The organism is Rhodospirillaceae bacterium (assembly GCA_016722635.1).
Lineage (GTDB): Bacteria > Pseudomonadota > Alphaproteobacteria > JAEUKQ01 > JAEUKQ01 > JAEUKQ01.
The window spans coordinates 22,582-35,298 of sequence record JADKIX010000003.1 but is presented as its reverse complement, the minus strand read 5'-3'; the positions used below and the strand labels follow the sequence as shown (position 1 = coordinate 35,298).

11 protein-coding genes, 1 tRNA gene and 1 pseudogene are annotated in these 12,717 nt (G+C 41.1%); 6 read left to right on the top strand and 7 right to left on the bottom strand.

Features of this window, described 5'->3' with window-relative positions:
• Window positions 1-50: 50 nt before the first annotated feature.
• Window positions 51-506 (bottom strand): GNAT family N-acetyltransferase, encoded by a 456-nt coding sequence (locus IPP67_00495; protein ID MBL0337686.1) that lies wholly within the window; start codon window positions 504-506, stop codon window positions 51-53.
• A gap of 115 nt (window positions 507-621) precedes the next feature.
• On the opposite strand from IPP67_00495, the gene IPP67_00490 reads away from it, so the two are divergent.
• The gene (locus IPP67_00490) at window positions 622-1,374 is read left to right on the top strand and encodes an SDR family oxidoreductase (protein MBL0337685.1); all 753 of its coding nucleotides are present in this window, start codon (window positions 622-624) and stop codon (window positions 1,372-1,374) included.
• Between the two features lie 213 nt (window positions 1,375-1,587).
• Here IPP67_00490 and IPP67_00485 read toward each other — a convergent pair.
• Window positions 1,588-1,676 (bottom strand) — tRNA-Ser (locus IPP67_00485).
• Window positions 1,677-1,852: 176 nt separating this feature from the next.
• Between IPP67_00485 and IPP67_00480 the strand changes: the two are divergent.
• Window positions 1,853-2,101: pseudogene (locus IPP67_00480) on the top strand (transposase).
• 60 nt (window positions 2,102-2,161) lie between these two features.
• Here the strand turns inward: IPP67_00480 and folK are convergent.
• On the bottom strand, window positions 2,162-2,671 hold the full coding sequence (gene folK / locus IPP67_00475) for a 2-amino-4-hydroxy-6-hydroxymethyldihydropteridine diphosphokinase (GenBank protein MBL0337684.1): 510 nt from the start codon (window positions 2,669-2,671) through the stop codon (window positions 2,162-2,164).
• A 145-nt stretch (window positions 2,672-2,816) separates the two neighbouring features.
• Window positions 2,817-3,290, bottom strand: a complete 474-nt coding sequence (smpB, locus tag IPP67_00470) for an SsrA-binding protein SmpB (protein ID MBL0337683.1) — start codon at window positions 3,288-3,290, stop codon at window positions 2,817-2,819.
• A gap of 218 nt (window positions 3,291-3,508) precedes the next feature.
• Here smpB and IPP67_00465 point away from each other — a divergent pair, with 218 nt between their 5' ends.
• Genes IPP67_00465 through IPP67_00455 form a run of 3 tightly spaced genes read left to right on the top strand, consistent with a single transcriptional unit; the run spans window position 3,509 to window position 7,351 of the window.
• On the top strand, window positions 3,509-5,506 hold the full coding sequence (locus tag IPP67_00465; GenBank protein MBL0337682.1) for a transglycosylase SLT domain-containing protein: 1,998 nt from the start codon (window positions 3,509-3,511) through the stop codon (window positions 5,504-5,506).
• 7 nt (window positions 5,507-5,513) lie between these two features.
• Entirely contained in the window at window positions 5,514-6,374 is an 861-nt protein-coding gene (locus IPP67_00460) for an alpha/beta hydrolase (protein ID MBL0337681.1), read from the top strand.
• Window positions 6,371-7,351, top strand: coding sequence for a threonine/serine dehydratase (locus IPP67_00455; GenBank protein MBL0337680.1), 981 nt, complete (start codon window positions 6,371-6,373; stop codon window positions 7,349-7,351). Before IPP67_00460 ends, IPP67_00455 begins: the two co-directional genes overlap by 4 nt.
• Before the next feature lie 95 nt (window positions 7,352-7,446).
• Here the strand turns inward: IPP67_00455 and IPP67_00450 are convergent, their stop codons facing one another.
• Window positions 7,447-8,010, bottom strand: coding sequence for a polymer-forming cytoskeletal protein (locus IPP67_00450; protein ID MBL0337679.1), 564 nt, complete (start codon window positions 8,008-8,010; stop codon window positions 7,447-7,449).
• Window positions 8,011-8,046: 36 nt separating this feature from the next.
• Entirely contained in the window at window positions 8,047-8,601 is a 555-nt protein-coding gene (locus tag IPP67_00445) for a cold shock domain-containing protein (protein MBL0337678.1), read from the bottom strand.
• Between the two features lie 230 nt (window positions 8,602-8,831).
• Here IPP67_00445 and IPP67_00440 point away from each other — a divergent pair, with 230 nt between their 5' ends.
• A complete protein-coding gene (locus IPP67_00440; GenBank protein ID MBL0337677.1) occupies window positions 8,832-9,608 on the top strand; it encodes an NAD kinase in 777 nt (258 codons plus the stop codon).
• Between the two features lie 77 nt (window positions 9,609-9,685).
• On the opposite strand, the gene IPP67_00435 is transcribed toward IPP67_00440, so the two are convergent.
• On the bottom strand, window positions 9,686-12,664 hold the full coding sequence (locus IPP67_00435) for a hypothetical protein (protein ID MBL0337676.1): 2,979 nt from the start codon (window positions 12,662-12,664) through the stop codon (window positions 9,686-9,688).
• Between the last annotated feature and the right edge of the window lie 53 nt (window positions 12,665-12,717).

Genomic DNA, 12,717 nt, shown 5'->3' with positions numbered 1-12,717 from the left:
AGCTATTTTATAATTTATGGATTACATTTAGGTTTGTTTAAGACCAGGAATCAAAACTCAAAATTAAAAGTCAGAAACTGATCTTCCTGCACAAACCCCAGTTTTTTGTATAGGTTTTGGGCGTTGGTATTATCTTTGGCGGTTTGCAGGGTGACCCAGGCAGCTTTGTCTTGACGGCAGAAATTCAACAGATGCTCAATCAATTGTTTGCCAATGCCCAATTTGCGCGCATCTTCACGCACATATAAATCATTGAAAATCCAAGCTTTTTGCATGCTAACGGAAGACCAGGTGGGGTACAGTTGGCAAAATCCCATGATTTGTCCCTTATCTGCCTCCGCCACAAAAATCGTTGAATCCTGCTTGATCAGCCGCTGCTGCATAAACTGCGTGGCCTGCAGCGGGTTGTCTTTCTGCTTATAAAAACGGCGGTAGTCATTGAATAATTCAGCTAATACATCCAAATCCTTATGCTGCGCTTGGCGTATACCGATAGTTTTTGTCATTTTTCCACTTTCAATTTCATCAAAATAAATCTTTTAACGCTTATCTTTTAAAAGCCCTTTAGGCACTTTATATTTATCACATACCATAAATAATAACCAATTTTAAGGAGAGATTATGACTATTGCTATCATTACCGGCGGCAGCCGCGGGCTTGGGAAAAGCACGGCCTTGCATTTGGCAGATCGCGGAGTTGACATCATCTTAACCTATAACAGCAAGCAGGCTGAGGGCGACAAAGTGGTGAAAGAAATTACCGCTAAAGGTCGTAAGGCTATCGCTTTGCAGCTTGATGTAACCAACAGCGCCTCTTTCCCAGGCTTTGTCACGGCTGTCAAACAAGCGTTGCAATCAAATTGGCGGCGCGTGGATTTTGATTTTCTGGTGAATAATGCTGGCAGCGGCATCCATGCCTCATTCATGGAAACCACCGAAGAGCAGTTTGACCAATTGATGAAAATGCATCTGAAAGCACCCTTTTTTCTTAGCCAGAAACTATTGCCATTGATGAAAGATGGAGGTCGCATCATTAATGTATCGAGCGGCCTGGCTCGTTTCAGTTTCCCTGGCTATTCGGCTTATGCCACCATGAAAGGCGGGGTTGAGGTATTAAGCCGTTATATGGCCAAGGAACTGGGAAAACGCAAAATCACGGTGAACACCATTGCCCCGGGCGCCATTGCAACGGACTTTGGCGGCGGTGCCGTCCGCGATAATAAAGAACTTAATTCTACGATCGCTTCCCAAACCGCGCTCGGTCGGGTTGGTTTGCCGGGTGATATCGGCGGCGCCATTAGCATGTTATTACTAGATGAAAGTGGCTGGATTAACGGCCAGCGGATTGAAGCATCAGGCGGGATGCTCCTTTAAACCAACGCCAATGAAAGCTGTTGGCCGCGTTACCTGCAGCTTTTAACATCGTAAATGATGCTCTAAAGATAGTAGGTTTTAAAGTTACATGGGCTGAGCCAAGGGTTCCGGATGTCAACGGTCGGCATTAGATCAAGCCGGACGATAAACTAGCTTATAACATATGTTTTATTGATTATTTTGGATTTGTTTGGATTGTCTAAGACAGGAAATTGGCGGGGGGGCGGGATTCGAACCCGCGATATGAGTTAACACATACACGCTTTCCAAGCGTGCGCCTTCAGCCGCTCGGCCACCCCTCCACAGGGTTTTTCTACATTAACCAACCATCTTTAATAAGGCAAACCTTCTTTTCTATAAAATAGCTTAAGGTAAAAAAGCAACAACATTATTCGAATAGTGTCATCAAAGGCTTCTTTCATGGTTAAAATAAGGCAAATTCTTCTGTCACAATAACAATGTTTTCAGCAAAGTTGATTTTATTGCCTACAACGTGCTGGACCTATCGGAGTTCAAACATTTCCGCATCAACCACAGCTTATTGTTCGCAGACCAAACCAATCATATTAATGGTATGGAAAACTTCTGGAACTAAGCTAAGCGGCACATGCGAAAGTTCAATGGCATCCCTCAACAACACTTCAATCTTTTCCTGCAAGAATGCGAATGGCGCTTCAATAATCCAAACCCCAACCATACCGTTGAACCTACTCAACCAATGGATTAAGATTAGGCAGATAACCTAAACATCTATCCCAGCCCCTTCTATTTTAATTATGTTTTTTAATTATTTAATTAAAAGCAATCCGTTGTTTTGATAAGCTTCTAACATTTCCTGAATCGTTTTACCTGATATCGGGTGTGTCCATAAAGGATTAATGTCATTCCATGGCTTTAAAACAAATATGCGGCCAGAAATTCTTGGATGCGGCAATTCAAGGGAAGATTCTTTTATAACCAATTGATTATAAGCCAATAAATCTAAATCTAAACAACGGGATTCATTCCTTTTTTTTCTTACCCTGCCAAACAATTCTTCTATCTTTAACAATTGATTTAAAAGTTGTTGGGGTTGGAAATTTGTCTCCACCTCTACCACCCCATTAATATAAGGTGCCATAGTATGGTCAGGTTCAGCAACTGTTTGATACCAAGGGGAATTTTTGCTAACCTTAATATGGTGTTTATTTAAAAATTCAATGGATTTTTGGCAGTTTTGTAGGGGGCTGCCATAAGGTTCTGGCAGATTTGATCCGATCGCAATATATATATTACTACGAATAAAAATATACTTTATCCTTGTTTATAAATAACTTAGATTAATATTCAGCCGTATGAATGAATATAATGATTGAAGTATTTATGATCATATCAACAACATCAAAATTAGCTAAAGAACCCTATTTAATATTTCAAACAATCCATTTTATCTACAAAATCATCTATCCCCTATCTCTTAATAAACGAGCCTTTTGGCGCTGCCAATCACGTTTTTGAATATCCTCCCTTTTATCAACTTTCTTTTTCCCGGTTACTAAACCTAATTGAATTTTTGCAAACCCCCTATCATTAAAATATATAGATAAAGGTATAAGGGTCTTTCCTTTTTGTTGTACGGCGCCAATAAAGTAGTCAATTTCTTTTCTTTTGATTAAAAGTTTCCGTGGCCGCGTCGGAATGTGGTTAAAACGATTGGCGGCTGCATATTCAGGTATATGGCAATTATAAAGAAAAAACTCGCCGTCTTTTTCATCCGCATACGCATCAGCCAGGCTGGCGCGCCCACCTCGCAAGGATTTAACTTCACTGCCAACTAAGGCTACACCCGCACTAAAAGTTTCTTCAATAAAATAATCATACCGGGCACGACGGTTTTGTGTAACGATACGATTGTCATCAGTTTTTTTTTGGGACATGTTTATTTTACAATATATTAGTTTAATAGTGCGCTATTATGATAACGACGCACTACTCCATAGTAAGCTATTTATCAAAAAATTTCGATTGTTTTTTTGTAGGCTTCGTATTTCATATATTTAACAACCAATACAATATGATTGTCACCTTTTTTAATTTATTATGACGGACAATATGTGGGTGAATAAAATTAATAAAAATATTAGGCAATTATGTCATGATATGTAATATTCTCAGGCTATTACCCAGAATTTCCTTGCCTATTTTAGTTATTTTATCAATTTTTTCTTTTTCAAGCTCCCCGCTTTATAGCCAAGAAATTAATGGCGCCCAGCGAAAATTGATTGCTCAAGCTTTTTCTTTGTTAGAAACCCATAAATTTAACGAAGCCTTAGAACTCGTAAAAAAAACCGACATTCCTTTATTAATAAATCTTTTTCATTGGTATATTTTAACCGACTCGCAAGCGCCTATATCTTTCCCGATTGCCTCCAATTTTCTTCAATTAAATCCCAATTGGCCTAGCCAAGGGGTTATTACGAAAAAAGTTGAAGATAAGCTTATTCCCAAGCTTGCTTTAGAAACCCGTTTGGAATGGTTTAAAAACTTTCCCCCGGATAACTTAAAATCATATCAACTTTATGCTTTAGCTTTATTAGAAAAATCTTCTAAAACCCCTTCCCCATTCTTTTTAGAGGTTGTTCGCAAGGGCTGGCAAACAACCCTGGGCAGTGTGGATGAACGAAAGAACTATTTAAGAAATTTTCAAAGATTCCTTCGCTCCGAAGACCATGAACGCCGTTTAGAAAAACTGCTTTGGACGAAGGAATCGTTGGCAATTCATGAATTAAAGCCTTTTGTTACCCATTATTATCAACTGTTAATCAGCCTATATGATGCGGTTAGGCATAAGCAATCATCGGTTCCTAACCTTGTTAATAAATTACCCGCAATTGTATTAAACACCCCCATAGTCACCTATTTGCAAGCCAAGTGGTATCGTCAACAAGAAAATGAATTTAAAGCCGCCGAGGTAATTTTATCATCCCCTATCAAAATCAACTTCAATCCTTTGTTATGGCAAGAAGCGCAAATGATTGTCAGGGGCCTTTTAAAAAAGAACAGTTATGCAATGGCTTACCAACTCATCCGAAATCATGATGAAAAACGGGGTGTTATATTTGCGGAAGCTGAATGGATGTCAGGCTGGATAGCCTATGAGTATAATGAAAAGCCCAGCATTGCGATAGAGCATTTTACCAAATTATATAACCAATCCAAATCTCCGATTAGCCAAGCCAGAGCAGCTTATTGGAATGGTCGTGCTTATGCGGCAGCAAAAAACACGCAAGAGTCGGAAAAATGGTACCGTCTGGCTTCCCAATATCAAACAACATTCTATGGCCAGCTAGCCGTCTACAAAGTAAATCCGGGTTTATCGCGTCTTAGTTTAAAAGAGACGCCTTTAGAAATTGTACCAAAAGAAAAAGAAATTTTTTCTCAACAGGGACTGGTTCAATTAATTAAATTGTTAAGCCTTGTCAATAAATCAGATCTCGTGGATCCTTTTTTCTATTATTTGTTGTCTGAAAACAACCAAAACTTAACCCAAATAAAACTTTTGGCTATGTTAGCCCTTGAGATTAAGCGGCCGGATTTGGCATTAAGTGCCGCGAGAATTGCCTATAGCCAAGGGGCTATATTTCTTAACCACCTTTATCCGGTAGATTTTAAACAATTTATAGGTCAAGAACCAGCAATTATTCTGGCTATAATTCGACAAGAAAGCAGTTTTAACCCCCTGATTGTCAGTGACAAGGGGGCTCATGGCGTCATGCAGTTGTTACCTGGCACTGCGAAGGGGGTTGCCAAACAATTATCTGTTGCGTATAAACGTTCAAAATTGTTCCAACCTGATTACAACATTAAACTGGGCAAGCAATATTTACTTGGTCTACTAACTAGGTGGGAACGTTCTTATATTTTAGCAATAGCTTCCTATAATGCGGGCCCTGGCAATGTAAAAAATTGGATCGATGAGTTCGGCGATCCTCGTGATCCCAGCGTTGACCCTATATTATGGATCGAAAACATACCGTTTGCTGAAACAAGAAATTATGTGCAGCGTGTTTTAGAAGCAGCCGAGGTTTATAGATATCGATTAAATCCACAAAATGCTTCAATCGAATTAGAAAATTATTTGCATGGGAAATAATCAAGCGATGACATCTTTTGAAGAAAAATACTATGTTTCGTTCGATGGGTTGCGATTATATTATCGTTCCTATACTTCTTCCCTCAACCCTAAAAAAAGACCTATGATTTTATGTTTAAGTGGACTAACCCGTAATTCTGGGGATTTTCATGAACTTTCACGGCAATATAAAGAAAGCTTTAATATTGTTTGTGTTGATTATAGAGGGCGTGGGCTTTCTGAGTATGATAAGAACTGGCAAAATTACCGGGCAGAAATTTACATCAGGGATTTACTTCAATTACTTAGCCAATTTTCCCAAGAAAAACTCATAGTGATCGGTACTTCCATGGGGGGGTTGTTGGGAATGGGATTAACCCAATTTATCCCCAACAGAATTCTGGGAATGGTTTTAAATGATATAGGGCCTGCTATTATTGACAATGGCTTGGAACGTATCATTCAATATATACGATTAGATAATCCTCAAAAATCCCAACGTGAAGCGTTACAATGGTTGTTGAAACTATATCCCTTATTAGGCAAACGTCCTCAAGAACAGCAAGATAATTTTGTAAAGTCGACATACAGACTAAGGGAAGACGGCCTGCTGCATTATAATTGGGATACGAATATCGCTTTAGCTTTACAAAAAGAAAGCAACCATCCGATTGATTTATGGAAATTTTTCCGTGAACTTTCCCCACGCCCAGTTCTGGGTTTCAGAGGAGAGCTATCTGATGTTTTATCCCCTGAGACCTTTAAAAAAATGGGTCAAGAATTGGCTTCTTTCACGCCGGTGACAGTAGCCGGTGTTGGACATACACCCTTCTTGAATGAGCCTGAATGTAAAGTTGCCTTAAGGAAATTTTTAGGACAATTTGAATGACCGTAACTGCCCTAGACATCATTGAATGTTACCAAAAAATTAAATCTCAACTTTGGGTTACCCCTTTATTATTCCACCCAACGCTTCATAACTTAATTCAAGGCAAAGTGTATTTAAAAGCAGAAAACCTTCAAATTGGGGGGTCTTTTAAATTTCGCGGCGCTACCCATAAAATATTAAAAACCATGCAGGCTTTCCCTGAAACCAAGAAATTGGTTGCAGGCTCATCCGGCAATCATGCCATTGCCGTCGCGACCATCGGCAGGATCACGGGAAAAGAAGTTATCTTGATAATGCCGGAAGATGCCCCTTTAGAAAAAATAAACAAAGTTAAAAAACAAAAAGCCGAAATTGTTTTTTATAACCGTTATCAAGAAGATCGCGAAGCCATTGTTAAGGAAATATCTGGGAAAGTAGGTGGAGCAATTATCCCCCCTTTTAATGATCCTGACGTCATTGCTGGCCAAGGAACCATTATCCCGGAAGTTTTTAACCAATTATCTGCTATCGGAGGGGGTGTTAATCCGCAAGCAATCTTAATACCCTGTGGTGGTGGTGGATTGGTGGCTGGATGTGCGGCTGCGGCTGCCCATATATTTCCACAAAGTCAAATATATGCCGTTGAACCTGAAAATTATAATGACTTAGAACGCACGTTAAATTCAGGGGAAAAACAGAAAAACGCGATGACAACCCCATCCATTTGCGATGCTATTTTAACCCCCACGGTTGGCGATATCCCGTTAACTCTTATTCGGAAACTGTCGGTTAAAAGCCTAACAGTCAGCGATGAAGATGTGCTGAAAGCCGTTAAATTTGCTTGCATAGATATGAATGTGGTGGTTGAACCAGGTGGTGTTGTGGGATTGGCAGCTTTAATGAAACATGCTAATTTATTCTTTGGCCAACAAGTTTTAATTATTTTAAGCGGCGGCAATATCGATTCTCAAATCTTGATCAAAGCCTTAAATATGTAAGGGATATTTCTGAGCTATAAGCGACCATTGCTTTAATGGGCGCGCGCAAGGGTAACCATTGGACACACCCCCCTTGCAAATTCCAGTTAACTATTTTAATTATTGCGCCCGGATTTATGGCTAACACCGCCCATTATCGGGGAGTTTGGGGTTGATGCTGCACCAATCTGGCCAGGAATTAAGGGTTGTTGTGTATTTACGGGCTTGTCGCGCAAATTAACTGGTTTTACATCAACCGTATTAGTGGTTCCGTTAATAGGACGACATTGGCCATCTAAAAAAGCGCCTGGTTCGATAGCTAAAGACTGATGCAAAATGTCCCCAATAACTTTTGCCGTCTTGGCTAACATCACATTGTTACCGCGCACCTGCCCAGTGACGGAGCCTAAAATACGAACATTCTCCGCCGAAACAGACCCCTGAACATGCGCCCCCTCTGAAATGGTTGCTCCACGACTTTGTAAATTCCCTTCTACAATGCCATCCAACTGCACATCACCCGAACAAATAACATCCCCGACAACACGTATATCTTTCCTGATGACCGAGGCCATTGCTGGTGCGCCGGTTTTACTAGTTGTACCCATCGCTTGGCTATTACTAAAACGACTGGTATTGTCAGAATATCCCATTTCAGAGCCGGTCAATTTTGTGGACATATAAAAGCGCCCTTCATTATAAAAATAAATCTTTATCTACAAACTAATCGATACCGCTTCACGGCCTTTATCAGAGGAAATAACCTGCATCCGCAATTGTTGTTCCGGATTAAGATTGGCAACCCCGGCCTCAGCTAAGACTGACGCATGGACAAATATATCTTTTCCACCATCTTCCGGTAAAACGAACCCGAACCCCTTAAAGGTATTATACCATTTTACCTTCCCTTGAATTTCGATCGCCTTTGATAAATCTGTCTGCGGCCGATTAAGCGCCATAAAATCTTTATTGGGCGTCAAACTCTTCTCAGCAGTACTATCATCAACAGAAACGACCCTAGTCACTTGCTGGCCTTTGGGGCCATCCTCAATTTGGCACTCAATCATCGTTCCCGGCAGCACATTTCTGATGCCTTTTTCCAAAAGAGATGAAATATGTAAAAAAATGTCTTCTCCACCCGCGTTTACGCTAATAAATCCAAATCCTTTGGAAGGGCTGAACCACTTAACTTGCGCCCAATGTAAGTTAGCATTTGATGGTTGCAAAGAAGAAGCAGAGGTCTGAACATGAATTTCATTGGGGTTATGCATTAGAGGAACCTTTATACATATCAAGATCAATTTCTAACATTGCTTATATCAAGCATCAATTACTTTCTCGATCTTATTTTTGCTTTCTAATATGCTACAATGATTCGTATTAGTATTCTATGTGATTAAAATTTGCAAGCACCCAACTAATCTTATTTCTGTTTTTATTTTCATTTTTTTGAGATAGGCTTTAAGAATAATCCGCATGTTTAGGAAGTATTGTTGCTGACATGTCATTGACAAAATTTAGCGTAGTGGCGGCTCAGAGTGAAGAAGCCCGCAAAACATATCAACAAATCCAAGCAAAATACATGTCTTGGCTAGAGCCTGAAGTTAAAAAATCGTCCTTAATCGTGGTGTTAGGGGGGGACGGTTTTATGCTTGAGACCATGCATCAATATATGTCTTTAGGTATCCCGTTTTTTGGGATGAATTGTGGGACAGTGGGTTTTTTAATGAACACCCATAAAATCCTTGATTTGCCAAAACGGTTACAACAAGCCCATCCGGTTGGTTTGCACCCCTTGTCAATGCTTACAACAGATATGAACGGCAAGCAGCAGCAAGCTTTGGCCATCAATGAGGTTTCCCTTCTTCGGCAAACGCGGCAAGCCGCAAAGATTTCCATCAAAATTGACAGCATCACGCGTTTGCCAGAATTAAGCTGTGATGGAATTTTGTTATCCACCCCTGCTGGCAGCACGGCTTATAACCTATCCGCGCATGGGCCTATTTTACCCCTTGGCTCCTCAGTATTGGCTTTAACCCCCATCAGTGCGTTCCGTCCCAGGCGTTGGCGGGGGGCAATTTTGAAACATACCGCTATTGTCGAGCTGGATATTTTAGAACAAGATAAGAGGCCCGTCAGTGCCGTTGCTGATTCTGTTGAAATCAGGAATGTTCGTTCGGTAAAAATTTATGAAGACCGCACCCAACGAATTGATCTTTTATTCGATCCTGACCGTGGGTTAGAAGAACGCATTTTAAACGAGCAGTTTTTATACTAAATATTTTCTTAGTTTCAGGGAATAAAAAAGGCTGCTGAACTTGATTTCAGCAGCCTTTTTAGTTTCAAGAACGGTGTTTAATTTCCAAAAAGCGGGAAATTTTTACCATTAATTAAAATCCTTCCATCTTGACTGACAACGATATGGAATTGATATTCATCACCCACACCTTTTTTGCCAAAATTACGCAAAGATTCAAAGAAGGCTTGCAACTGCTGGGCATCATTTGGGCCATCCTCCTTGCCGGTAATCTCAACCAATTTCTTGGCAAGGTTATCAAAAGATTTAACTAACCAATCAAATTCTGCGGTAACCCCAAACAAAGCTTGGTTATCTGCTTTAAATTTGCCATTATAGCTGTAAGTACTTACCGCCATCTCCATTAAACCATCTTTCAAAGTCAAGACAGTACCCGCTTGGGACAATTCTGCAAGCAGCAAGGAAATTGCACTACCTGCATAGGGATCAGGATTTTGATCAGGTGCATTCCCTGCGTCAAATATATAGGTTCCCAAAAAACGTACCAGGGGCAGCCGTTCGAGAGAAGCTTTAATCCCTACATTAAAGGGAAAAAATTCGGCCGGTATGTCTGCTTTCGGCGCCTTCAGATTCTGATGCTGATAGGCAAGATTGGCGACAGCCAATTCTTTATTAATATCACTTAACAGAAAATCAAAAGAAAATTGGTCCGCCGAAAAATCTTCAAACCCATTTTGAACAGCAATTTTATCGCCGCTTAATCCGAATGAAACACCGGAAAGAATTTTAGAAAGTTGGATAAAATCTTCTGATCCCTTTGCGCTTAACGATCCGTTTTGAAGATGCTGGGTTATAAATTCCGACAACAGATCATAACGGATACCCTGCGCCCCTAGATAAAGCGATAACCGGCCAATTTGGACAGGCTGACCGCTTGGTTTATCATTGGGAAGTAGTGCGTCTTGGATTGCCAGGGCGATTTTGAAGTCTTTCCCGACCTGATTACCTGAGGCAGGCATATCGATACTCAGGGTAATATCACCAATTTGAACTTTATCATTGCCAATACCAGAAAATACGTCCTGATACCGAATATCATGGACATTTACTTGGGCATTGGCCTGATAAGAAGGCGGCAAAATTTCTCTTAATAATTTCAATAGTTCTACAAGATTTTGGCTCGATTCTTGACGATTGGTAGGTTCTTTCATTTGTTCCAACAGCAATTGGAATTTCTGTGCCGCCAGGAATGCACTGTCTGGCATTCCCTTGTCCGTGCCCGAACCTATTATCGAACCAAGCTTAAACAGTTCTTTCCCAGCAATAGTTACGGTCAACGGTCCCATCGAGAATTTTTGCTCGCCAGACCACAAACCGTCTGAACCTTTTTTATAAAAACTATCCCCCAGAATTTTATCCAGTTTAACCGAACCCAGGCCTGGTTGGACGAATTCAATGTTTTCTAGGGATACATGTGATTGCGTCATAAAGTGAAGATAAGAGTTCCAAACGCCCCCAATATCTTGCTTGCCAATTGTGCCCCATAAGAATGTTTTAGGGTTGTCCCTCAATAACAGGTTGTTGGGTAAAGAGACTTTGATTTCTATGTCTTGGTCATTTTTGGGTGTTGCCAAAATCCGCAAAGTGCCGACGTCAATCCCGCCCGTACCTTGTATGGGAAAAATGCTGACCGCTGGCAAGCGGATATCAATATTTTGATTGTTTTCAAGAACCTCAATCTGGCCTGCCAGTTGTAAGGCTCCACCCGGAAATATTTCTTGCAAATCCCGATTGGCAAATTTTTGTAACTCGAAACCTTGCAATATTTTTTGGGCGGTCGGCGATAATTGTTTGGTTTCCCAGCCATTAGCCTTCCCATCCTTATCCAATTGCAGAACCCAAAGATCCTGAACATTGTTGCCGGATTCCTCTTGGTAACTACCGCTAACCACAACACTATCCCCGTAAGGGACGATAGTATTATATTCATCATTTTTCTTGCCACCAAAAGTTTGTGACCAGATTTGTTTCCCATCCTTTTGATAACGGCCCACCCACCCATCGGTTGTGGAATCGACCGTATTCACTTGGCTGCCAGCTATCACAAAACTGCCATCGGCTAAGGTGATAAACTGATTAGGAGATTTGTGGCTTTCCTTGATGGAGGTACGGCTGATTTCCGTGCCATCGGCTTTCAATTGCAAAATAACGGGATATCCACTGCCTGCCGCATCCGTTCTTTCCATCTGGGCCAGAACAGAATATTCCCCATTACCTAAGGATTGGACGGCCAAGCCATAATCGCTTTTTCCCGAGTCAAAACTCTTTTGCCATTGAATACTTCCAGACGCATCCACTTGGCTGACCCAAACATCAAAACTTCCATTGGTATCGGCACTTTTCCAGCCGCTTAAAATCCACCCGTCTTTGCCGTTACTGACCCCTGCAACAAAAGCCGCATCACCCTTTTCCTCTAGAATCTTCCGGCTGATTTCTTTTCCCTTAGCATCCGTTTTAATAGTGGTTGCATTCCAATCGCTATTATTGGTTGTCGATGACATGCCAGCCAGCAAAATCTGTCCGTCTTTTCCTTCATAGGCGGCATAAGCAACCATTCGCCCCGAAGCCGCCCCATATTCTTCCTTCCACACAAACCGTCCGTTGGCATCAAGCTTCACTAAAAATGCCTTGGCATTGGCCCCATAATTCACCTCTTCCAAACTGGAACGGTCGGAATTGGTCGTGCCAGAAATCAAAAAACCACCATCTTGCATAGTTACAACATTCGCAACCACCCCGCGTTGAATACCAGGGATAGCGGTTGTCCATGCCAGTAATCCAGAGGGGTCATACCGTAACACCCACACATCTTGTTCAGGACGGCCGAAGGAACCGGTCTGGCCAACAATCACATATCCTTTATCTTGGGTAAGGGTGGAGGCAATCGCCGATTCCGCCATATCACCTCCATATAAACGTCCTGGAACCATACTAGGTTGCTGGGTTAAAGCTGTCGTGGCCAGCAACATACTGATGGATAACGTGCCGAATAAAACGCTTGTATTACTTTTCTTCATAAAGACCTACTCCTAAGATATGTCAGGATAAGATTTGATAAGGTGAACAGATT

What these genes read in the sequence shown, in the direction of transcription:
- IPP67_00495 (MBL0337686.1), bottom strand. Translation starts at nt 506, where the DNA reads ATGACAAAAACTATCGGTATACGCCAAGCGCAGCATAAGGATTTGGAT.
- IPP67_00490 (MBL0337685.1), top strand. Translation starts at nt 622, where the DNA reads ATGACTATTGCTATCATTACCGGCGGCAGCCGCGGGCTTGGGAAAAGC.
- smpB (MBL0337683.1), bottom strand. Translation starts at nt 3,290, where the DNA reads ATGTCCCAAAAAAAAACTGATGACAATCGTATCGTTACACAAAACCGT.
- IPP67_00465 (MBL0337682.1), top strand. Translation starts at nt 3,509, where the DNA reads ATGATATGTAATATTCTCAGGCTATTACCCAGAATTTCCTTGCCTATT.
- IPP67_00460 (MBL0337681.1), top strand. Translation starts at nt 5,514, where the DNA reads ATGACATCTTTTGAAGAAAAATACTATGTTTCGTTCGATGGGTTGCGA.
- IPP67_00455 (MBL0337680.1), top strand. Translation starts at nt 6,371, where the DNA reads ATGACCGTAACTGCCCTAGACATCATTGAATGTTACCAAAAAATTAAA.
- IPP67_00450 (MBL0337679.1), bottom strand. Translation starts at nt 8,010, where the DNA reads ATGTCCACAAAATTGACCGGCTCTGAAATGGGATATTCTGACAATACC.
- IPP67_00445 (MBL0337678.1), bottom strand. Translation starts at nt 8,601, where the DNA reads ATGCATAACCCCAATGAAATTCATGTTCAGACCTCTGCTTCTTCTTTG.
- IPP67_00440 (MBL0337677.1), top strand. Translation starts at nt 8,832, where the DNA reads ATGTCATTGACAAAATTTAGCGTAGTGGCGGCTCAGAGTGAAGAAGCC.
- IPP67_00435 (MBL0337676.1), bottom strand. Translation starts at nt 12,664, where the DNA reads ATGAAGAAAAGTAATACAAGCGTTTTATTCGGCACGTTATCCATCAGT.